Genomic DNA, 22,599 nt, shown 5'->3' with positions numbered 1-22,599 from the left:
ATCAGCCCACCAACTTTTCATCTTTCATTCCCCCTGTTTTAAAAGAGGCTCCATCTCGATCTTATCTTTTTTTTCAATGCTGACTGATACATGATCATGATTTAGCTGATCTACAAGTCCTCCTGCAATGTTCAGCGCGGGCATCAGCACATCAGCTTCACCGATGGCTGAAATGACAAAAGGAGCAGGATGCTGGTTGCCGTCAACTGTGATAACAGGGCCGTTGCAGGATATGTAGGAATGATGCGTCACACGCTGTCCGTTGATCGACACGGCCGCCGCGCCGGAGATCCAAAGTTCATTCAGTAAATGGAATATGTGGCTTTCATGGACGATATAGTTGTTGACGTTCTCCCCTTCAGGAATATATGAAGCATCCTTCAGCGTGACTTCAATTCCTTCGCCCTGAACACCGATTTCGCCGACAAACATTCTGTACCTCTCAACGTCTTCCAATATGTTGTAATATTCCTTTTTTTCCTTTTTGAGCGCCGCTTCCGTTTTCTGAACTTCCTGCTGCTTCTTATATAAGTCTTGCTCCAGCTTCTTGTTTTGCTTTTCCTGTGAGATCAGCCGGTCGCGCAGCGAATACTCCTCTTTCCAGTCCTCGGCGGTTTCATCGCGGTCTTTGTTCTCTTTTGCAAATTGATATGAAAAAGACAAAAGAAAACCGAGGACGAGCATGGCCAATGAGAGATTGACTGTATGTCTTTTCAACGTTCGTCTTCCTTTTTGCTGTCTTTCGTTTTTTTCAGTGGTTCAAAGTAAGTCGCAACTTCCAAATGAATGATTCCCTTTTCTCCTTTTGGCAGCTCCTTTACGATGGCTGGATAGCTGTCCATTTTCTTGGCAAAAGATTTTATCGAAGCGGTCACAATATAGCCGTCATTCATATACAGCCTGATCAGCCAAGGGTTTGATTTTTTAGGTGTATAGTTGATCTCGGAAATCGATTTTTTTACAGAGTCAGGAAGGCTGTTCAGCTGTTTTGCCATTTGAACGAGCTTATCATCGTCCGTCCAATGGTTCAGGATCGGTCCGACATCAGTCGGTGTCACTTCATCGGGAAGAACCGTTCCGTTTTCCAGGACGGAGTAGTACACATTATTTTTTTGCAAAAAAGCAATGCTTTTATACTCTTCGATAGAGATCGCAATTTTATTGGGCAGTTTTTTAGAGACTTCGGCTTTTTTTACTAATTTATTCTGCTCGATCTTGTCTTCGATTTTTTGCTTATTGAGGCTCCAGAATTCCGTTTGTCCTTCATAGATCGAAGACAGGGACATGATTTCATCTTTTGAAACGTTTTGATTGCCTTTAATCTCAACCGTCGACACTTTACTGATCGGCGTCTGCAGGTAGATGATGATCAGCATCATCGTGAAAAAGAGCAGAATAAATGTGATCAGCCGGCGGTTTGCCTTTTGCTTTCTCTGTTCTTTAATTTTGGGAATCCGTTCTTCTATATTCACTACTTTTTCTTTATCAATACCGGGTTTCACTAATGGCTCACCTCAGATTAAATAAAGCAGACAAAAAGACTTTTATTTGCTCTTTTTTTTTCGAAAAAAGACGCGCTCCCCCAATCGGGAAACACGGTATCAGCTAAAAAAGGAAAAACTTCCATTAGCGAAACAAACGACATACAAGGATGCCGTTTGCTTTTTGTTTATTATATCATAAGGCGATCTGATTTTAGAGGCTGTTTATCGTTTTTCTCCGATGATTTCAACCTCAGTGTGCATATCGATATCATATTGTTCTTTAATCGTTTTTTGAATAAATGCAATTAAATCAAGAACGTCTTTTGCCGTGGCGCCGCCCGCGTTAACAATGAAATTGCCGTGCATCTCGGAGACCTTTGCTCCCCCGATCTGATGGCCTTTCAATCCGGCTTGTTCAACTAGCCGGCCCGCATGATCCGGGAGCGGATTTCTGAAAATGCTGCCTGCGCACGGATTGGAAACTGGCTGTGTTTCTTTTCGGTAGTCTTTATTTTTTTGCATCTGTGCGACGATCGCATCGCGTTCTTTCTGTTCAAGCCGAAGGACGGCTTCAAGGCAGATTCCCGGCCGCTTGTTCTGCAGGATGGACGTACGGTAGCTGAATGCCATCTCTTCGTTCGTCAGCCACTCCATCTCTCCGTCTTCAAAGAGAATCAATGCTTTGACCAAAATCCGGCTGATATCAGAGCCGTGGGCTCCGGCGTTCATGTAAACGGCTCCGCCGACAGAGCCCGGAATGCCTGAAGCAAATTCGAGGCCTGAAAGCCCTTTTTTGCTGATGCCCGTTGCAAGCCTTACGACAGAATAGCCGCCGCCTACAGTCACTTGCTCGCCGTCGATTTCCATATGATCAAGGCCTGCGCCAAGCTTGATGACGACGCCTCTTATTCCTTCATCAAGAACAAGGAGGTTGGAGCCTCTGCCAATCGCCGTCCATTTTACGCCGTGCTTCTTGACCACCTTCATTGTATCCTGAACCGCCTGAAGGTTTTTCGGAACCACCAGCACATCCGCAGGCCCTCCGATTTTGATCGTTGTATGATTTGCAAGCGGTTCGTTTTCCAGAACTTTGCCGACTTCAAGCTCTTTTAATTCTTGTATCACCTTATCCATCGAAAACCTCCAACATCCTTCTGTCTTATCATTTTTTCGCTTTCAGTTCTTTCAGCACATTGTACAACCGCTGTGCTGCATCTGGCACACCGAGAGATTTTGTGCGCTCACTCATCTCTTTGAACGTCTTTTCATCTTGTAAAATATGATCGATCGCTTGAATTAAGCGGTCTCCATTAAGCTCTGATTCTTTTAAAACGACTGCGGCGTTCCGCGCGCCGAGCGAGCTTGCATTGACTTCCTGATGATTGGCCGTGACATACGGGCTCGGAATCAATACGCTTGGAATGCCGAGCGCCGTAATTTCCGCGATTGTCGTTGCACCGGCCCGCGCCACCACGACATCGAGCGCTTTTAAATACTCAGGCATTTGATGCAAAAACGGCTTAACGACCATATTGTCAGCAGCTCCTTCTTTTTCAAGCGCTGCTGTTACTTTATCATAGTGAACTTCTCCCGTGACATAAAGAACTTGATAATCCCGTTTTTTCAGCTCGCTTTGCATCGCGATGACTGCTTCGTTGATCGGCGCTGCACCGCGGCTGCCTCCAAAAATCAGGACCGCTTTTTTGTCCTCGCAGAGTCCGAGAGCGGCCAGAGACTGCCCTCCTTTTATAGAGACGACTTCAGACGCCCTTGGGTTTCCTGTAAACACAACTTTTTCTGCAGGAAAATGAGATTTTGCTTCCTCGAAACAAATCGCTACCTTATCAACATATTTGGATAAAAACTTATTGGTGAGTCCAGGAAGGCTGTTTTGTTCGTGGATGATCGTCGGGATCCCCAGTTTAGAGGCGGCATATACGACAGGTCCGCACACATAGCCGCCGGTTCCGATTACAGCATCCGGCTTAAATCGCTTTAATTCGTTCTTGCACTCTTTCACTCCCTTTAAAAAACGCATGACGGTTTTGACATTTTCAAATGAGAGCTTTCTTTTAAAGCCTGTAATTTCAATCGCTTTGAAGGGAATGCTTTCCCGCTCGACGATTTTTTTCTCAAGTCCTTTTTCCGTTCCGATATATAAAAACTCCACATCTGGATGATGCTGTTTGACTTCTTTAATAAACGCAAGAGCGGGATAAATATGCCCGCCCGTACCGCCTCCGCTTACAACGATCCGCATCTGTTTTCCCCCTTATTTCTTATGTACATGCCGATAACCCTGCTTTTGGCAACAGGGTTATCGGCAAATTGCTTCATGTGACTAATATCTTGAATACCTGCTGACATTCAGCAGCACACCGACCGCCATCAGCATCAAGGTAAGTGATGAACCTCCGTAGCTTAAGAACGGCAGGGTAATGCCTGTTACAGGAATCAGTCCGGTCACGACTCCAATATTGATCATCACCTGTATCGCTATCATTGAAATGACGCCGACGGCGACAAAGCTGCCATACAAGTCAGGCGCACCAAGTGCAATTCTGATGCCTCTCCATAAAAGGAAGCTGAAGAGCAAAAGAATCAGCGATCCTCCGATAAATCCGAGTTCTTCCGATAAAATGGCAAAAATAAAGTCTGTCTGCGGCTCAGGCAGATAAAAAAACTTTTGCCTGCTTTGGCCGAGGCCGAGGCCGAAAAGTCCGCCGGGACCGACGGCGTAAAGCGACTGGATGATTTGAAAGCCGCTTCCTAAAGGGTCTTCCCAAGGATTCAAATAGGATGTGATTCTTTTGATCCGGTATGGGGCCGACAAGACGAGGCCGATAAATCCGCTGAGACCGATCAGACCGAGAAACACAAAGTGCGAAATTCTCGCTCCCGCCACAAATATCATGATAATGCAAGTGCCGACCATGACTGTCCCTGTCCCGAGATCAGGCTGCATCATAATGATTAAAAAAGCGGAAAAGACAATGCCTAGAGCCGGCATAAAGCCTTTTCTGAACGATGTTATATTTTTTTGCTTTTCTGATAGAAATTTGGCTAAAAACGCAATCATCGCAAGCTTCATAAACTCGGACGGCTGAATGCTGAATGCGCCGACGCCGATCCAGCTTCGCGATCCGTTCCGTTCCATTCCGATTCCGGGAATCAGAACGATCGCCAGAAGAAAGAAACAGACGATGATGAGAATCTTCGCATAAGTCCTCCATGTCCAGTAGTCGACGTTCATGATGAAAAACATGGCGATGACCCCAATTCCGGCAAACAAGAGCTGCCGCTTCGCGAAGAAAAAGGAGTCATCATATTTGTATGTCGCCCATACCGCACTGGCGCTGTATACCATGATCAGTCCGATTGTTAGCAGTAATAACGTAATGATAACCAATAAAAAATCCGGTGACGTTTTATTTGTTTGCAAAGCCGAACACCCCAAGCTTTATTTCTTAGGGCCAGTGATCAAGACAAGCCCTTATTTAAGCATATGCACGGCGTTTACAAACATGTCACCACGTTCTTCAAATGTTTTGTACTGATCCCAGCTTGCACACGCCGGGGACAGAAGGATGACATCTCCTTCGTCTGACAGGCTGAACGCCGCAGATGCTGCTTGTTCAACATTATCGACACGTTTAACCTGTTGTATTCCCATTTCTTCCGCAAGCTTCTCGAACTTAGGGGCCGTTTCGCCGAATGTGATGATCGCTTTGACAAGCGCCATATGCGGTTTTAATTCATCAAATTCATTCCCGCGATCCAGTCCCCCGGCTAGCAGAATCACCGGTTTTTGAAAAGCAGACAGCGCTTTTTTTGTCGCCAGGATGTTTGTCGCTTTGCTGTCATTGTAAAACAATCGGTTTTTGATCGTTGTTACGTATTGCATTCTGTGCTTAACCCCTGTAAAGCTCGTCAGCACTTGGCGGACAGCCTGATCGGATACCCCTGCTGTCTTGACGATGCAAAGCGCAGCCAGAATGTTCTCAAGATTATGCTCTCCAGGCAAAACAACGTCTTCCAGCGGCATGATTTGTTTATCATTAAACATGATCATTCCGTCTTTGACGCAGGCGCCGCACTCCAGCACCTGGCGGACTGAAAAATAGACTTTCTCCGCTTTTGAACAATCGGCGAGCCGGACGACTGTTTCATCGTCCAAATTAACAACGGCAACGTCTGTTTCCGATTGGTTTCGATAGACCTGCTGTTTGGCATGCTCATAATTCTCCCGTGAATGGTGATAATCAAGATGGGCGTCAAATACGTTTAATAATAAACCGATTTTCGGCCTGAATTGATAAGTCCCCATCAGCTGAAAAGATGAAAGCTCTGTGACGATCCACTCGTCCCCGCTGGTCTGAGTCGCCACCTCGCTTGCCGCAGTGCCGATATTGCCCGCGACGACTGCCTTTTTCGAATCGGCTTTCAGCATTTCATAAACAAGCGTTGTCGTTGTCGTTTTTCCATTTGAACCGGTAATGCCGATAAACGGCGCATCTGTCAGATGATAGGCGAGTTCAACCTCCGTCCAGACAGGGATGCCTCTTTTCAGGGCCTCTTCGACCATCACATTTTCATAGCGGATTCCCGGATTTTTAATCAGAATGTCAATCGAATGCAGGTCGAACAGCTCTGTCGGGTGCGTACCGCAGATGACTTCTACTCCTTTTTCAGCGAGAATCTGTGCAGGTTCGTTTTCTTCAAAAGGCTTTTGATCGTTGACGATAACGCTGACGCCTTTTTCATGCAGGATCGAAGCAGCAGCATATCCGCTTTTCGCCAGCCCCAATACAAGCACATTTTGATTTCTTAATAGATCTTGAGTATCCACTTATAACCACACCTCGATGTAAATTCCTAAGACGGCAAGCAGAAGTCCCGCTGTCCAAAAAGTAACGACGACTCTCCACTCTGACCAGCCCACAAGCTCGTAATGATGATGAAGAGGGCTCATTTTGAAAATTCTTTTGCCGGTCGTTTTAAATGAAATGACTTGTAAAATGACAGAAAGGGTTTCAATGACGAATACACCGCCGATGATGACCAAGAGAATTTCCAATTTCGTCAGGATCGCGATTGTAACGATTGCCCCCCCGAGAGCAAGAGAGCCCGTATCCCCCATAAAGACCTTTGCGGGATGAGCATTAAATACAAGAAATCCAAGTACAGCGCCGACAACGGCAACAGAGAATATCGCAACATCATATTGTGACTGGTTCCACGCCAAAATCGCAAAGGCGCCGAATGCGATCGCCGCTGTTCCCGATAAAAGCCCGTCAAGCCCGTCTGTCAAGTTGACAGCGTTTGAGCCGCCCACAAGCATAAAGATGACGAGGATCAGGTAAGCCCAGCCAAAATCAAACGATACATCCGTGCCCGGAATGCGGATATCGGTCGGCAATCCCTGAACATGGTATACGACGTAAAACACCGCAGCGATGATGATTTGGCCGAACAGTTTTTGTTTTGATGTAAGGCCGAGGTTCCGCTTCATCACAACTTTAATATAATCGTCCAAAAATCCGAGAAGACCGTAGCCAACCGTGACAAACAGCAGCATGAACATGTTTATGCTGACTTCTGAAAATTTCATTGTCATAGCAATCGTTGTGACGATAATTGATAAAATGATCATCACACCGCCCATTGTCGGTGTGCCCGATTTTTTTTGGTGGGATTTCGGGCCTTCCTCACGAATGCTCTGCCCAAATTTAAGCCTTCTTAAAAACGGGATGAAGACCGGAGATAAAAGAACACTAATGAGAAAGCCCATGATGATCGTAAACAGAATCACTTGCTCCAGCATGGTTCTTCTCTCCTTTCCGCATCATCGTCTGCTTTTAAGAAGCAGCATACGCATTTATCATATTCATTGTTTTTTTTCATATGTTGATTTATTTTGAACGCATCCATCACTTTAACAACTCTTTCCTGTAGTTCTTTTTCTTTATTTCAGCTCAAGAATGGCTCTTTTTGCCACTTCAGCATCATCAAAATCAAATGTTTGGCCGCCGATCTGCTGATAGGTTTCATGCCCTTTGCCGGCGATCAGGACAACATCGCCTTTTTTGGCGTTGGCAATCGCAAAAAAGATCGCCTGCTCCCGGTTGACGATGCTGTGATAATAAGCCCCTTTAACGCCTTCTTCCATATCGTTCAAAATCGCGACAGGGTTTTCGCTTCTCGGGTTATCCGCAGTAAAGACCGGTTCATCTGCCAATTCAGCGGCGATTTTCGCCATCTTCGGCCGCTTTGTCTTATCGCGGTCTCCCCCGCAGCCGACGACGACAAAGAGCTTGCCTTCCGTCATCCCTCTGCACGTATTCAGCACATTTTCAAGGCTGTCGGGTGTATGGGCGTAATCGACGATCACCGGAAAGTCCTGGCCGGCGTCAACCAGCTCGAATCTGCCTCTGACCCCTTTGAGCCCTTCAATTGCTTCTGTCATCGTATCAAACGGAATGTCCGCAGCAATCGCGATCGCTGCCGCAGCTAAAACATTATAGACATTAAACCGGCCGACAAGCGGAATCGCAATCTGCTTTGTTCCTTTTGGCGTCACAAGGTCAAAGGTTGTCCCTTTTGCAGCCATTTTGATATTTTCGGCCTTAATATCGGCGGCATTTTGAATGCCGTATGTCAGAAGGTGTGCCGACGTTACCTGGGCAAAATACACTGAAGCGGGGTCATCCGCATTTAAAACGGCCCACTTTGGTTTTTCATGGTTAAAGGATCCGCCGAGCTGGGAGAAAAGAAGGCTTTTCGCATGTTTGTATTCTTCCATTGTCTGATGATAATCGAGGTGATCCTGCGTCAGGTTTGTAAACGCGGCGATATCGTAATCACAGCCGTGCACCCGGCCCAAATGGAGAGCATGTGAAGAAACTTCCATGATGGCTGTGTCCACATTGCGGTCTACCATTTTTCTGAATGTTTTTTGCAGTGTTACACTTTCCGGGGTCGTATTTTTTGCATCGAATGTCTCATCATTGATTTTTGTATACATCGTGCCGATTAAGCCCGTCCGGCTGCCCGCTTTTCTGAAAATCTCTTCTGCCATATGTGATGTCGATGTCTTTCCGTTTGTGCCTGTGATGCCGATCAGTTTCAGCTGCTTGGTCGGCTGGCTGTAAAAAGCATCAGATAAAACAGCAAGCGCTCTCTTCGAATGGCGGACGATGATGACGGGAATGTCGGCGTCCACTTTTCTTTCCGCCACAATCGCTGCCGCTCCTTTTTCAGCCGCCTGCCGCGCATAATCATGCCCATCGACTGTATATCCTTTTATACAAACAAAAAGACTCCCTGTTTTGACTTCCCTGGAGTCCATCTCAATTGAAGTTATGTCAGGGTCTTCTTGGCTGATAAAGGAAGGTTCGTTTTTTAAATATGTAAGAAGCTTTGTTAGTTTCATCGTATCAAACCTCTCCGAGTTCTATTCGTTCTAAATTCGTTTCATATTGATTGCTGTTTATTTTCTGCATTGACTTTGCAGGCATACAGTTCATATTTTAGCGTAAAAAAGAGGATACATCCAGTTAATCCTGTAAAATCTAAATATTTTTTAGTGTGAAACAGGCAGCCTGATTCATGCCGGCTGCCGTTTCGCTATAGCCGCATCAATCCTCTTTTTGATCTTCCTGATCAAGATAGATGCGGATGGTTGAACCTTCTGTTACCTTTTCCCCTGGCTTTGGAGATTGCTGGACGACGACATCGCCTTCTCCGGAAGCTTTCAGCTTAAAGTTAACGAGCAATGACTCAAGTTCGGTCACAGACAACCCTATAAGGTTCGGAACCTCGATCATTTTTTTGTCCAGCCATTGATACTTGCGCTCGATTTGGTTTTTTCGCTTTTCGACTCCGAGCTGCGGGAGGCTGTCCCGCATAATATTCCCAACGATCGGCGCCGCTACCGTACCGCCGAATTGAATCGTTCCTTTCGGATTATCAACGGCGACGTAGACGACGATACTCGGATCATCGGAAGGTGCTGTGCCGATAAACGAGACGATATGGTTGTTCTTTAAGTATTTTCCGTCTTTTACTTTTTGGGCTGTTCCTGTTTTTCCTCCTACCCGGTAGCCTTCGACAAACGCGTTGCGGCCCGTCCCTTGAGCGACGACGCTTTCGAGGGCATAGCGGATCTGCTTGGACGTTTCTTCAGAAATCACCTTCTTTTTGGCCATCGGGGTCTGTTTTTTGACCGTTTGCTTTGTGACGGGATCAATCCACTCTTTGCCAATATACGGTGTGTACAGCGTTCCTCCATTGACCGCTGCAGAAACGGCAGCCACCTGTTGTATCGGCGTCACCGATACCCCCTGTCCAAAAGCGGTTGTCGCTTGCTCTACGGGGCCGACGCGGTCGAGCGGAAATAAAATGCCGGTTCCTTCGCCTTGAAGGTCGATTCCCGTTTTTTGTCCAAACCCGAAATCTTTAATGTAGCTGAACAGGTTTTCTTTGCCAAGCCGCTGGCCAAGCTCGACGAAACCCGGGTTGCACGAATTTTGAACAACTTCAAGAAATGACTGTGAGCCGTGTCCGCCCCGTTTCCAGCATTTCAGCCTTGCGCCGTCTACTTCAACGGAGCCTTTATCATAGAATTGATCTTTTTGGAGATTGACTTTATTCTCCTCCAAAGCTGCGGCCAGCGTAATGATTTTAAAGGTAGAGCCGGGCTCATAGGTGCTCCAGACAGGTAAATTGCGATTATAGACTTTCGAATCGATTGATTTATAGTTTGCCGGATCAAAATCCGGTCTGCTCACCATGGCAAGGATTTCTCCGTTTTTCGGATTCATCGCCACACCCACCATCCCGTCAGGATGATACTTCGCTTCCGCGATATCAAATTCCCGCTCCATGATCGTTTGTACCTTTGAATCGATCGTCAGCTTCATATCGAGGCCGTCTTTTGGCGGGGTATAGTCATCTGCCTCTCCAGGCATCCTCTTTCCTTTTGCATCAGAGTAAAATTTCACATACCCTTTTTCGCCGCTCAGCTCCTCATCATAAAAGGCTTCAAGTCCGAGCAGCCCCTGGTTGTCAATACCGGCAAAGCCAAGGACATGGGACAGATAGCTTCCGAACGGATAGTGGCGTATGCTGTCTTCTGCGATATAGACGCCCTTTAAATTTAAATCTCTGACCTCCTTTGCTTTTTCGTGAGAAATTTTCCGGCCTTCAGGATTAATTCTTTCAATAGAAGTTTTTTTCGTCACATGTTGATACGCTTTTTCTTCGGACATATTTAAAACACTGGCCAGCTGTTTGCTCGTTTTGATGGGGTTTTCCACCTGCTTTGGCACGACCAAAACGGATGGCGCACTTTGATTTGTCGCAAGCTTGACCCCATTCCGGTCAAGGATCTCCCCTCTTTCCGGCTCAAAGGGGAGATTCCGGCTCCAGGAGTCCTTTGCTAAGGTAGTCAGCTTATCCCCCAGCACGAACTGAACGTATCCGAGTCTTGTATCGATAATCAGAAAGATGATCACACCAAAAAACAGAACAAAGATTAAACGTTTTCTGACTGTTACATTGGAAACGCGCAAGAGACCGTTCACTCCTTATTTAGGCTTGTTTCATTTTATGCCTTGGAGTGTTTTGATAGAACGGCTCCATTCTGCTTGAGGGTGAAAAACCTTCTTTCGCTTAAACAGAAGGCTATCGACTTTTGCCGATAGCCTTCTGTTTGGTCTCATTCATTTTTCAAGCTTATTTTAACGACCTTGTTGGTTTTCAGTTCTTTGCCTTTCTTCACGCTTTGGCTTGTCACATAGCCTTGTCCGCTTGTTTCGATATGAATGCCGGCCATCGAGCCGAAGCGGAGAGCGTCTCGCTTGGACCAGCCCGTCATATCGGGCATTTTAATTTTGCCGTCCGTTTTCAGGAAGACCCGTTCATTCGGCAGCACTTCTTCGCCCGCTTTCGGATACTGTTCTTTGACGGCCAACCCGTCGCCGATCGTGACGGGAACAAGGCTTTTTTCTTCCGCCTCTTTCACCGCTGATTCTTTGCGTTTCTCTGTTAAATCAGGCATTTCCATCTGTTTTTCTTCTGCTTTTTCGTCTTTAGTTTTGCTTTCATTCGGTGTGATGTTTAAATAGTGAAGACTGTTTTTCATCACCGGGTTGAAAATTTTAGACACGGGTGCAGAACCAGTCTCGGTATCTTTCAATTTCGGCTGCTGAACAGCTACATAGACGAGAAGCTCCGGATCATCCTTCGGCGCCATGCCCATGAAGGAGAAAACGTAGTTTTCCCGTCCGGTCAAATATCTGCCGTCAGAACCGGCGATTTGCGCGGTACCGGTTTTGCCGGCCACGTCAAACCCTTCGATCTGGTAAGGCCGCCCTGTTCCTTTTTCTGAAGTAACGACTTTCCCTAAAAGGTCGCGCACTTCTTTTGACGTTTCCGCAGAAATCGGCTGGCCGGCTTTTTCAGGTTTATTTTGCAGAACCGTTTTCTTGTTGTCCGAATCAACGACATGATCGATGACATATGGCTTCATCATCTTCCCGTTGTTGGCAATGGCTGTCGCCGCCTGAAGCTGCTGGATCGGTGTAACGGCTGATGCCTGTCCGTATGCTGTCGATACTTTATCGCGCTGATATTGGAAATTGATTTTGCTTGATGCTTCCCCAGGCAGGTCAATGCCTGTTTTGTCGTAAAAATTGAATTTTCGCAAATATTGATTGAAGCGGTCCGTGCCTAATTTGTCATTGGCAAGGATCGCAAAAGCGACGTTTGAGGAGCGTTCAACACCTTCATTAAACGTGATCGTCCCCCAGCCGTTTCCGTTGTTGTGGTCTTGAATCGGTTTATCTTTTTTGGAAACTGAGTAGCTCCCTGATTTGTATTGCTCGCCGCCATGATAGACGCCTTCTTCAATCGCCGCAGCCAGCGTGAAGATCTTCATCGTCGATCCCGGCTCAAAGCTGTAGGAGATCAGATCATTGTAATAGTTGGTCACATTTCGTTTGTTCGGGTTAAAGCTTGGCCTTTGCCCCATCGCCAGCACTTTGCCCGTTTTCGGATCAACGACCGCCGCCATGATTTTCTTCGGCTCATATTCTTTTTGAACCGTTGTCATGCTGTCTTCCAAGAAAGCCTGAATTTTTTGGTCGATTGTCAGATACACCTTGTCTCCATTATGCGGCGCTGTTATTTTTTCATTGCTGTTCGGCAGGCGCCAGCCTGATCTGTCGGTATCATACGACATGTATCCATCCGTTTCTTTCAAATATTTGTTCAGTGTTTTTTCAAGGCCCATCATGCCTTCCATTTCGCCCGTTTTTCCGTTTACCTGCGCGTAGCCGAGCAGGTTGGAAGCGAATACTCCGTTTGGATAATAACGCTTTGTGTCACGGGTAAAAACGATTCCGGGCAGCTTGAGATTTTCGATTTTTTCTTTCTGAGCGAAAGTCAGGTCACGTCCCGCTGATCCGAACTCGACTTGAAACGGTTTTTCTTTATTGAGGATGTCAAGTATGTCTCCCTCATCCATGCCGATGATCGGCGCGAGCTTTTCAGCCGTCTTTTGCTTATCTTGGACATAATTCGGCTTCATCTTTTTATTCAAAATCGCAACAAGCTTATACGTTGAGGTGTCTTCGGCAAGCACCTTCCCGTTTTGATCCAGAATCGATCCTCTTTGGGCTTCAATCGTCCGTTTTTTCTCGTATTGTTCATTTGCCTTTTGTGCAAGGACTTCTCCGTTTACTTTTCCCGTTGCTTGAATAAATGCGTATCGTCCTAAAATGACAAAGAAAAAGAGGGCAAAACAAATACTGAGTATTGCCGCTCCTCTGTTCATAAATTTATTTTTTTTCGGCATTTTGCATCATTCCTGTATATTTTTCACTTTTTTGTCGGTTAGGTTAAGGCCTTTTTTACGCGCAATTTCCATAATCCGGTCAGGTTCTTTCAGCTCATCTGCCGTCTTTTCGAGGTCACCAACTCTATTTTTTGCCGTTTCAACCTTTGTTTCGAGCTTTTGTATTTCAATATTTGTCTGATAAGCAGCAAAAGCCTTTGAAATCATAAAGAGTGAAGCACTGAGTACCGCCAGGGCAAAAAGGACGATCAGCACCTTTTCCCCTAATGTAATGGATGCTCTTCTTCGGATGATAACGGATTGCTCTGCACTTTTCGTTTGTCTTTGTTGTTTTTCCACTTTATAAGCTAAATTGCTCATAGACTGATGACCTCCTTTTTATTCGTACAGCTCATTCTCGTGCTTTTTCCGCGACGCGCAGCTTCGCTGACCGCGCACGGTTATTGTTTTCAAGCTCCTCTGTTGAAGCTGTGATCGGCTTCTTGTTAATCAGCTTTAATTTCGGTTCAAACTCCTCGGGAATCACGGGTAAACCGTGAGGCAATTCAGGAAGTGAAGCCATTTCTTTAAATGTCGTTTTGCAAATCCGGTCTTCCAGCGAGTGGAATGTGATGACCGACACCCTTCCCCCTGGCTTCAGCACCTCGATCGCCTGCAAAAGTGCTTCTTCAAATACTTTCAATTCATCATTTACCGCAATTCGAATCGCCTGAAAAACCCGTTTAGCCGGATGCCCGCCGCTTCTTCTCGCCGGCGCGGGAATCGCCTCTTTGATGATATCGACAAGCTGGCCTGTCGTTTCAATAGGGAATTTTTCTCTGGCCTCTTCAATTTTCCTGGCGATTTGTTTGCTGAACTTTTCTTCTCCATATTTAAAGAAAATTTTCACGAGATCTTCATAACGCCACTCATTGACGACTTCTTTCGCTGAAAGTCCCGCTGATTGATCCATCCGCATATCAAGCGGGGCATCATGGTGGTAGCTGAATCCTCTCTCAGGTGTATCCAGTTGAGGAGATGAGACGCCTAAATCAAATAAAACACCGTCCACCTTGTCAATACCGATTTCATTTAGACGGTCTTTTAAATACCGAAAATTACTTTTTATAAAAACGACTGTTCCTTCTTGATCCGCCAGTTTTTCCTTTGCATGACGGAGTGCTGTTTCATCCTGGTCGAAAGCGATTAATCTGCCGTCCTTTGACAGCTGTGAAAGCAAGTATGCGCTGTGACCCGCACCGCCTAATGTACAGTCTACATATGTACCGTCTTCTTTTACATTTAAACCATCAACTGTTTCTTCTAATAATACTGTTTTATGCTGAAACATTTTCTTTTCTAGTCCCACCTTTTTTCAAATGAACTGATTGCAGAAGCGCTGACTCGCGCAATGATTCATTATATATCAAATCCGATCATATTTTCAGCTATTTCGGCAAATGAATCTTCCTGCTCTTCTACATATTGTTCCCAAATTTCTTTACTCCACAATTCAATTCGATTTGAAACTCCGATGACCACGCATTCCTTTTCAAGCTTTGCATAGTTTAACAGCGGTGACGCAATGTTGATTCGGCCTTGCTTGTCCAATTCGCATTCCGTGGCTCCGGAGAAAAAAAAGCGGGTAAAAGCGCGTGCGTCTTTCTTTGTGAGAGGAAGAGCCTTCAGTTTTTCTTCGATGAGTTTCCATTCGGACATGGGGTATCCAAACAGGCACTGATCAAGCCCGCGCGTCAGTACGAACTGTTCGCCGAGGCCTTCTCTGAATTTTGCCGGAACGATCATGCGGCCTTTTGAATCAATCGTATGCTGGTATTCTCCCATAAACATGATCTCGGCCCCCACTTCCCTTCCTCAACTCACCACAATCCACCACTTCTCTCCACAAGTTCATTTTACACTGTTTTAGAACAAAAAAAAACCCTGAACTACTCAGGGTTTTTTAAAAAATTATTTCAAAGTTTGACAACTTGATGCATGTTTTGAAATGAATATGGCAATTCTTTGTATTTTTCCAAGAAATCTGGACCGTATTTGTTCAAATAATACATGATATTCCAAATTCTTTCTTGAGGTGCGCCTAAAGGCCGCAAACTCGTTTGAATCTTGTCAAAATCGCGGAGAATGTTGTTTTCCCGCTCTTCAACCTTTCTCACGGCTGCTTTCTCTAAAAATTCAAGCTGGTCTTGAATAAAGCCTGCATTCTTCATTAAAAGAGGCTCCAGGCTCCGGTCGATTTCCAGCGCTTCTGACCTTACCGAAGAATGAATGCTTTCAATCTTTTCTTTTGCGCGTTTGACCGAGTTTGTAAATTCACTCGGCACTCTGCTTGCAAAAAACCGTTCTTTTTTGGAAGCTGCTCCTTTTTCAAGCGATTCCTGAAGTTCAACATTGCGCTCAGTCAGCTTTTTTTCAATATGGCGCTCCAAAAATGTAATCGACAGCCTCGGGACAACGGGCGGGATTTTAAAGCCCATCGCTTTGAAAGCGCTCCTCAGCTCTCCCCAATAATTGATTTCTCCCGGGCCTGCAATAAAAGCCAACGTCGGAAGGAGAAATTCCTGCATTAACGGTCTTGTCACAACATTATTGCTGAAGGCTTCGGGGTTTTCGCCGATCAGGTCATGAAGCTCAGCACGCGTCCATTTCAGATCTAGCTCTTTCACGAAAAACGCGCCGTCTCCTTTTTCGATTAAAAACCGCTCCCCGTCATGTTCATAGAAAAGGTTCGCATGCTGTGATGCCCCTTCAATGATCGGAGAATAGTCCATTTCCTTCATGAATTCCTGCTGTTGTTTAACAGACTCCGCCAGTTCATCGCTTTTCTTTAATATTTGCTGAAAAAATTCAGCTTCAAGAGCTCTCAGCCCCGGATCGCCGGAATTCAGCAGGATCAGGCCGTCTTTTTCAAACATATCGGCTGCAATGTATTCAAAAAATTCCGAGAAGGTGGATGATTTGCGCAAACATCGCTGCAAATGAGCGAGAAGGTCATTCGTATATTCCGTCTCTTCAAAAGAAGCGAAAACACCGTGCAGCCATTTTTCAGCTTTGTCGGCATCCAGCTCTGTTTTTGCCGCCTGGCTTTTTTTCCAATGGGGCTGTGCCAGCTTATATTTTTTCACATGTCCGCTGTCCGAAATATACAGATGGTTGATCTCTTCTAAATCATGGTCTTCTCCCGCCACCCAGAATACCGGAATGACCGGAACGTTCAGTTCTTTTTCTTTTTGTTTTGCAAAAACAAGGATCGAAATGATTTTATGTATCGTATAAAGAGGACCTGTCAAAAGGCCGGCCTGCTGGCCGCCGACAACGGCGACGCTTGCGGGGTCGCGAAGGCGTTCAATGGCTTCGTTCATCCTTTTCGATCGAAATTTGCGGTGGTAATCGAGCAAATAATCGGCCAAGGCGCCGCGGTTATATGTCCGGGACGTAAGATCATTCAGACGGATTTCCCAATCTTCTTTATTTAAGCCGTAATCAAAAAACGGCCCGATCAATTTGTTTCCATTTATGTAGTCTCGTACAAAAGGGTTTTGACTTTGTATGGAAAGTTCAGTAAGCTGCATCTCTCGAACTTCCTTTCTCCAATAAATAGTTAGCTTTCCGAAACGAGTATAGCACGTTCGGCGATTCGGTCAAAAGATTTAGCTTCACCGCTCTGTTACAGCCTTTATGCTGTGATATAGAAAGGCGAGATGAGGGGCATCGCTCCCAGTTTCTTTTGCCCTTTTCAGCAAATAGCCCATAATGGCATCTGCTTCCGTTTGTCTTTCCGCGAGGACATCCGCCAGCATGGAAGAAGTGTTCAGCTCTGTCTTCCGGCAGACTGAAAGAACGTTTTCCCACGCTGCTTCCAGATCGTCAATCGCCAAAATCCGGCTTGCCTCTTCAAACACCAATTTCATAAATGACAAATACATCGGCTCCTCAATAAGCTTTCCGTTCTTCACCCGCAAAAGAGCTGTCAGGGGATTAATGCAGGCGTTGACAATTAATTTTCCGGCAAGCATTCCATACCAGTCTTCACACCAAATAAAAGGAAAAGCCTCATGAACGGACGCTAGTTCTTTTTTCAGCCCATCGGCTGAAGCGGCTCGGAATGCGCTCCATTTCACAGCCCCTTTCCCTGTGTGCCGCAGTGTGCGGTCATCAACCCGGACGGCTCCGTGTTCAACAGCTCCGGTATAGATCCCGTGTCCAGCATTCCATTTCTCAAGCACCGGAATGTGGGCCATTCCATTTTGCAGAAACATGATATCGAGAGGGGCCGCTTTTTCTAATTCAGGTAAAACAGCAGCAAGCTGGTGCTCCTTTACCGCAACAAAAAGAAGATCATAGCCCGAATCCAGTTCAGCCCTGCCCCTGACTTTAACGGTTTGTTCTTTTCCATCTGCCAAAAGACAGATCCCGTTTTTCTGAATCGCTTCCGCCTGTTCTTTTCTCCTGGTGACCACCGTCACCTGGTGGCGGAACGAAAAATAGTACGCAAAAAGAAGCCCGATCGAGCCTCCGCCGATAACTCCGATTCTCAAATTCTCACATCCTGATTTTTTTCATATACTCTATATCATAGCAGAAATTTTAATGGTTGACTTGTAAGTTGTTTCAAATTTTCAGAAAACCATTTCACTACATTATATAGAAAATTTTTATCATTTGGATTTTTTTAAAAAAGCGTTTACAATATAAATAGACCACTAACAAGGGGGTAACATAATGGTCAAAGTGGAACGTTTGCTGATCAACTATAAAACGCTTGAGGAATTTAAAAAGTTCAGGGAGTATGGGATTCAAGAGCTTTCTATGCTGGAAGATCTTGAAAGCAACATGATTGAAAACGACAGCAACTCACCGTTTTACGGCATCTATTACGGGAATCGGCTCGTGGCCAGAATGAGCCTGTATCAAGTAGATGGAAATTGCAACCAATATTTTGAGGAAGGCGAAGACTATCTAGAGCTTTGGAAGCTTGAAGTTCTGCCCGGATATCAGCGCAACGGTTACGGGACAAAGCTCGTGGATTTTGCCAAATCATTCGGACTGCCGATTCGCACAAGTCCTCGCGTGAAATCGTCCGATTTTTGGAGCAAAATGGGCTTTACGCCGGTGAAATACGATATGGCCCGAGACAAAGGGGAAAATCCGCTCGTTTGGCACCCTGACAGCGAGCCTAATCAAAGCTCCGAATCAGCTTAATACGAAAAACCGGCCGAAAAGCGTATGGCCGGTTCTCTATTTTTCCATTCTTTCAAGGTTTCCATTCGGTTCCATTTGAAACTTGACCTTTTTATTTCTCTCATCTTCTTGAAGAACGACCATTTTTCTGGCCCGCTCCATGATTTCAATCAGCGCTTTGTAATCCTCCTCTGTCAATTCAAGCTGCTTCTTCAGCGATTCATTTTCACTTTGGAGCTTTTCAACCTCTCGTTTTAGTTCATCGACCTCTTCAGCGAGCCGTCTTTTCTCTTCAGTAAAGTCTTGTTGAGCCGGGGCTTCTTTCAGCTTTTCGAGGAATTGAATGACATCCTCAAGCGTCAGGTTTTCCGTTTTGTCTTCGGATACGGTTTTGACGGAGTTCGGCAGATTTGCCGAGTGGATGCCGATTTTCTTACGGCGTTCTTTGCGCTGTTTTTTTGCCAGTTCAATGCCTGATTGATATTGTTTTCTGACAAAAGAATTCCAGCGGAAGCCGCAGGCGGCTGCGGTTCTGCTTAACGCTTTTCCGACTTCCTCAAACGCTGAAAGCTGGGTTCCCCCTTCCCGAATATGCCTTAATACGACCTCAGCCAGCAATATATCTTCATCCTGTGTCCATGCATCCTGTCTTGTAATCGTCAACGATATCCCCCTCCATGACTTGATGAATTTACCTCATACATATGCGGCTAATAGAGTAGATAGACTATTTTCTTTTTAGGAAATAAAAGGATGGAGGGAGCCGATCTGCATACAAAAAAACACAAGACCAAAAGTCTTGTGTTTTCGTTTTAGCAATTAGTTGCTTTTTACGTCTTTTCCTTTGTATGATCCACATGCTTTGCAGACGCGGTGTGAGAGTTTCATCTCACCGCAGTTTGGGCATTCTACCATACCAGGCACTTGCAATTTAAAGTGTGTACGACGAAGTCTTTTTTTCGTTTTAGAAGTTCTTCTAAAAGGTACAGCCATTATTCCCACCTCCTTAAAGAGCGTTAAGTTTCATCTTCTTGTTTTAAGAGCTTCTCAAGTCCGGCAAGTCTAGGATCGATTCGATTTTTCCGGTCATCTTCTGTAATGACCTGCCAATCCTTGCCCTCTTGCGGAGCACCTTCTTCTTTTTGAACAGTTTCACAAAAGATTTGCATAGGGATCTCAAGAAGGATTTCTTCTTTCACGACCGGTGTCAAGTCGATGAAGTCATCTTCTACAATATGGACATCTTCATCTTCCATTTCTTCGGTCTTATGAAATATAAACAGTTCTTTTGTTGAAATACTGAATGGATAATGAACATCAACAAGCGTTCTAGAACAAGGCAAGATCATCTCGCCCGAAATCGTGAAATCAAATGCGGCCTGCTTTGAACGGATTTCCGCTTTCCCTTTCACCCGCACCGGTGAAATGCGGCGTATATCCGAGTTTTGAGAGAGTTCGCTTAAATCAACTGTTTCATCAAATTCAAAGTCTTTCTTCGGCATTTGATTCAGCTGATGTATCGTCCATTTCATTGTATCACCTCTAAGAGAGCAACAAACATGATTATAGCTTTCATCATGTTTTTTGTCAATATTTTTTCTTTACAGATCACACACCCGCGTCTTTCGTTCGTTGACAACCTGCACAACTATTCATACACTTAGAAAAAACGCTGTAACTCAGGGCGTCCTGCACATTCCATGTGTAAATGTATCACAACTATTTCAAGAGATGCAAGAGAGGTGAAAAAATGAAAGCGGTCGGCCTTGTTGTTGAATACAATCCTTTTCACAACGGACACTTATATCATTTGAAAGAAGCAAAGGCACAAACTGAAAGCGATGTGGCGGTTGCCGTCATGAGCGGTTCTTTTTTGCAGCGCGGCGAGCCCGCCATCGTGTCCAAATGGGCCAGAACGAAAATGGCGCTCATGTCCGGCGTCGATATCGTTGTTGAACTGCCCTACGCATTCGCCGTCCAAAAGGCGGAAACCTTCGCAAAAGGCGCCGTCTCTATCTTAAATGAGCTCGGATGCCGTTCATTGCTTTTCGGCAGTGAGCACGGTGATATTCAGGCGTTTACCACTACAGCCGCATACACCATGAAACATGAAGAAACCCTTAACCAAGAAGTAAAAAAACAGATTTCAATGGGGCTGAGCTATCCGGCAGCAATGGCGAAAGCATTTCAAGCCGTGGCAGAAGGCGAACGAATGCTTGACCTTTCCAAGCCGAACAACATCCTCGGATTTCACTATGTAAAAACCATTATATGTGAGCGTTTTCAGATGGAGCCGGAAACTGTCAAACGCCGCTCCTCCGACTATCACGATTCGTTTCTTCCCAAAACAAGTCAAATCGCAAGCGCGACAAGCATCCGCAAATCGCTGCTTGAAAAAGAAAGCCTAAGAGACAGCCGCTGCTTTCTCCCTGAAGCATCCGCTGATGAACTGAACGAGTACGCGCGGATTTTCGGACTTTGGCACTCGCCGGAAGACTATTTTCCATTTTTGAAATACAGTCTATATATGATGGATACAGACGAACTGTCACAGATTTACGAGGTTGAAGAAGGGCTTGAACACAGGGTGAAGAAGGCGATTCGCAAAGCCGGCTCTTTTTTGGAGTATATGGAGCTCTTAAAGACGAAACGCTATACATGGACAAGATTACAACGGATGAATACACACATTTTAACGAAAACGACAAAAGTCGACATCCGCCGCATTCTTGGTGAGAGGCGCCCTCCCTACCTCAGGCTGCTTGGCATGACAAAAAAAGGACAGGCTTACCTTGCCGATAAGAAAAAAAGCTTGAGCGTTCCGCTCATCACTAAAATCGGGTCCTTCTCCCATCCGTCCCTTCGCTTGGACATTAAAGCAGGACAGGTGTACAGCGCACCGCTGAAGGAGCCTGAACAAACGATGCTGACAGAACAGGAGTATTCTCTTTCTCCAATTAGATATGATGAAGACAGCCGGACATTTTTGCGCAAATAAAAACACCTGATGCAGCATCAGGTGTTTTTTGCTTTTTCTTCCAAATATTCAATCGCATCATCCATCGTGTCAACAGGGACGATCTTCATGTCTGTCTTGATGTCTTTAGCTGTTTCGACCGCTTCCTCATAATTCGAAGCTTTTTTGCCGCCTTCATTCGGCGCGAAAAAGATGTCGGCTCTCGCTTGATCTGCGGCAACGATCTTTTGGCTGATTCCCCCGATCGGACCGACTTTTCCTTCATCATCAATCGTTCCTGTTCCAGCAATATGATGGCCTTTCGTTTCATCCTCTTTTGTCAGCTGATTATAGATTTCCATTGACATCATCAGCCCCGCCGATGGACCGCCGATATTTTCTATGTCCATTTTGACTTCAGGCTTCACCTTGACATCACGGTCTGTTATAAGAGATACACCAAGTCCGGCTCTCGTTGGATCATCTTTAAAGGTTTTCAGCTTCATGTCATACGTCTTTTCTTTTTTATCCCTTTCAATGACGACTTTCACAGTATTTCCGGCTTTTTTTGACTCGATATAGCGGACCAGGCTTTCCGCCGACTGAAATGTTTTCCCGTCAGCTTTTTTGATTTTGTCTCCGGCCTCAATTTTTCCTTCAGCAGGCATGCCGGGAACGACAGACATTGCATAAACGCCGTCAAATGAATAGGTGACTTCTTTTCCCGCCCGCTTATATGCCGCGATCATCGCATTTTCCTGAGAGTCTCTCATCATTTGCAGCTGCCTTTTCATATATTCCTGATCAGATTCCCCTTCTTGTTTAAAATTGTCTTCAGGAAGGATTTCACGATAAGGGCGGACCTTTGCCCAAATGTATGTCAACGGATTTGCAGGTCCGACTTTGACAGTCATTAAAGAAAAGCTGCCTTTTTCCGAGTAGCCGTCATCGACTTTAATCAAAGGATTCAGCTCTGTCGCTTCACCCGGCTCAGTAATATAATAAGGCAGCTTCACAAATGAAAGGGCGGCCCCGATGATAATGATCAATAATAAGATACGGATAAATCTTCTTTTTTGCATGAATATGTAACCCTCCATCTTTATTTTAACCGGATGCCT

At 45.5% G+C, this 22,599-nt stretch carries 21 protein-coding genes; 2 read left to right on the top strand and 19 right to left on the bottom strand.

Features of this window, described 5'->3' with window-relative positions:
- Positions 1-24: 24 nt before the first annotated feature.
- From BTA30_RS06360 to BTA30_RS06290, 15 genes are all read right to left on the bottom strand, one after another.
- Complete coding sequence (locus BTA30_RS06360) at positions 25-717, bottom strand: DUF881 domain-containing protein (protein WP_076760428.1); 693 nt, start codon at positions 715-717, stop codon at positions 25-27.
- Entirely contained in the window at positions 714-1,502 is a 789-nt protein-coding gene (locus BTA30_RS06355) for a cell division protein FtsQ/DivIB (protein ID WP_076760427.1), read from the bottom strand. The genes BTA30_RS06360 and BTA30_RS06355 overlap by 4 nt, the downstream gene beginning before the upstream one ends.
- Positions 1,503-1,706: 204 nt before the next feature.
- Positions 1,707-2,618 carry a UDP-N-acetylmuramate dehydrogenase gene (gene murB / locus BTA30_RS06350; protein WP_076760426.1) on the bottom strand — a complete coding sequence of 304 codons (912 nt, stop codon included), beginning with the start codon at positions 2,616-2,618 and terminating at the stop codon, positions 1,707-1,709.
- A gap of 28 nt (positions 2,619-2,646) precedes the next feature.
- A complete protein-coding gene (murG, locus tag BTA30_RS06345; protein WP_076760425.1) occupies positions 2,647-3,744 on the bottom strand; it encodes an undecaprenyldiphospho-muramoylpentapeptide beta-N-acetylglucosaminyltransferase in 1,098 nt (365 codons plus the stop codon).
- An 81-nt stretch (positions 3,745-3,825) separates the two neighbouring features.
- Complete coding sequence (gene spoVE / locus BTA30_RS06340) at positions 3,826-4,926, bottom strand: stage V sporulation protein E (RefSeq protein ID WP_076760424.1); 1,101 nt, start codon at positions 4,924-4,926, stop codon at positions 3,826-3,828.
- A gap of 51 nt (positions 4,927-4,977) precedes the next feature.
- Entirely contained in the window at positions 4,978-6,333 is a 1,356-nt protein-coding gene (gene murD / locus BTA30_RS06335) for a UDP-N-acetylmuramoyl-L-alanine--D-glutamate ligase (RefSeq protein ID WP_076760423.1), read from the bottom strand.
- On the bottom strand, positions 6,334-7,308 hold the full coding sequence (gene mraY, locus BTA30_RS06330; RefSeq protein WP_076760422.1) for a phospho-N-acetylmuramoyl-pentapeptide-transferase: 975 nt from the start codon (positions 7,306-7,308) through the stop codon (positions 6,334-6,336). It abuts the gene before it with no gap.
- A 141-nt stretch (positions 7,309-7,449) separates the two neighbouring features.
- The gene (locus tag BTA30_RS06325) at positions 7,450-8,916 is read right to left on the bottom strand and encodes a UDP-N-acetylmuramoyl-L-alanyl-D-glutamate--2,6-diaminopimelate ligase (protein WP_076760421.1); all 1,467 of its coding nucleotides are present in this window, start codon (positions 8,914-8,916) and stop codon (positions 7,450-7,452) included.
- Positions 8,917-9,121: 205 nt separating this feature from the next.
- Complete coding sequence (locus BTA30_RS06320) at positions 9,122-11,056, bottom strand: stage V sporulation protein D (RefSeq protein WP_076760420.1); 1,935 nt, start codon at positions 11,054-11,056, stop codon at positions 9,122-9,124.
- A 146-nt stretch (positions 11,057-11,202) separates the two neighbouring features.
- Positions 11,203-13,341, bottom strand: coding sequence for a penicillin-binding protein (locus tag BTA30_RS06315; RefSeq protein ID WP_076760419.1), 2,139 nt, complete (start codon positions 13,339-13,341; stop codon positions 11,203-11,205).
- A gap of 6 nt (positions 13,342-13,347) precedes the next feature.
- Positions 13,348-13,701, bottom strand: coding sequence for a cell division protein FtsL (gene ftsL, locus BTA30_RS06310; RefSeq protein ID WP_076760418.1), 354 nt, complete (start codon positions 13,699-13,701; stop codon positions 13,348-13,350).
- Between the two features lie 31 nt (positions 13,702-13,732).
- Positions 13,733-14,671 (bottom strand): 16S rRNA (cytosine(1402)-N(4))-methyltransferase RsmH, encoded by a 939-nt coding sequence (gene rsmH / locus BTA30_RS06305; RefSeq protein ID WP_076760417.1) that lies wholly within the window; start codon positions 14,669-14,671, stop codon positions 13,733-13,735.
- Positions 14,672-14,739: 68 nt separating this feature from the next.
- The gene (gene mraZ / locus BTA30_RS06300) at positions 14,740-15,171 is read right to left on the bottom strand and encodes a division/cell wall cluster transcriptional repressor MraZ (RefSeq protein ID WP_009328555.1); all 432 of its coding nucleotides are present in this window, start codon (positions 15,169-15,171) and stop codon (positions 14,740-14,742) included.
- 125 nt (positions 15,172-15,296) lie between these two features.
- Positions 15,297-16,913, bottom strand: a complete 1,617-nt coding sequence (bshC, locus tag BTA30_RS06295; protein WP_076760416.1) for a bacillithiol biosynthesis cysteine-adding enzyme BshC — start codon at positions 16,911-16,913, stop codon at positions 15,297-15,299.
- Between the two features lie 84 nt (positions 16,914-16,997).
- A complete protein-coding gene (locus BTA30_RS06290) occupies positions 16,998-17,879 on the bottom strand; it encodes a 2-dehydropantoate 2-reductase (RefSeq protein WP_076760415.1) in 882 nt (293 codons plus the stop codon).
- 184 nt (positions 17,880-18,063) lie between these two features.
- Between BTA30_RS06290 and BTA30_RS06285 the strand changes: the two genes are divergently transcribed.
- Complete coding sequence (locus BTA30_RS06285; RefSeq protein WP_076760414.1) at positions 18,064-18,543, top strand: N-acetyltransferase; 480 nt, start codon at positions 18,064-18,066, stop codon at positions 18,541-18,543.
- Positions 18,544-18,579: 36 nt separating this feature from the next.
- Here BTA30_RS06285 and gerR read toward each other — a convergent pair whose 3' ends face one another.
- From gerR to BTA30_RS06270, 3 genes are all read right to left on the bottom strand, one after another.
- A complete protein-coding gene (gerR, locus tag BTA30_RS06280; RefSeq protein ID WP_076760413.1) occupies positions 18,580-19,185 on the bottom strand; it encodes a sporulation-specific transcriptional regulator GerR in 606 nt (201 codons plus the stop codon).
- A gap of 156 nt (positions 19,186-19,341) precedes the next feature.
- Positions 19,342-19,515, bottom strand: a complete 174-nt coding sequence (gene rpmF / locus BTA30_RS06275) for a 50S ribosomal protein L32 (RefSeq protein WP_003181522.1) — start codon at positions 19,513-19,515, stop codon at positions 19,342-19,344.
- A 23-nt stretch (positions 19,516-19,538) separates the two neighbouring features.
- Positions 19,539-20,054 (bottom strand): YceD family protein, encoded by a 516-nt coding sequence (locus BTA30_RS06270; protein WP_076760412.1) that lies wholly within the window; start codon positions 20,052-20,054, stop codon positions 19,539-19,541.
- A gap of 218 nt (positions 20,055-20,272) precedes the next feature.
- On the opposite strand from BTA30_RS06270, the gene BTA30_RS06265 reads away from it, so the two are divergent.
- Positions 20,273-21,520, top strand: coding sequence for a nucleotidyltransferase (locus tag BTA30_RS06265; RefSeq protein ID WP_076760411.1), 1,248 nt, complete (start codon positions 20,273-20,275; stop codon positions 21,518-21,520).
- Positions 21,521-21,537: 17 nt separating this feature from the next.
- Here the strand turns inward: BTA30_RS06265 and BTA30_RS06260 are convergent, their stop codons facing one another.
- Positions 21,538-22,560, bottom strand: a complete 1,023-nt coding sequence (locus BTA30_RS06260) for a SepM family pheromone-processing serine protease (RefSeq protein WP_076760917.1) — start codon at positions 22,558-22,560, stop codon at positions 21,538-21,540.
- Positions 22,561-22,599 lie beyond the last annotated feature (39 nt).

It is taken from the genome of Bacillus swezeyi, assembly GCF_001969815.1.
Lineage (GTDB): Bacteria > Bacillota > Bacilli > Bacillales > Bacillaceae > Bacillus > Bacillus swezeyi.
This window is presented reverse-complemented; position numbering and strand designations above follow the sequence as displayed.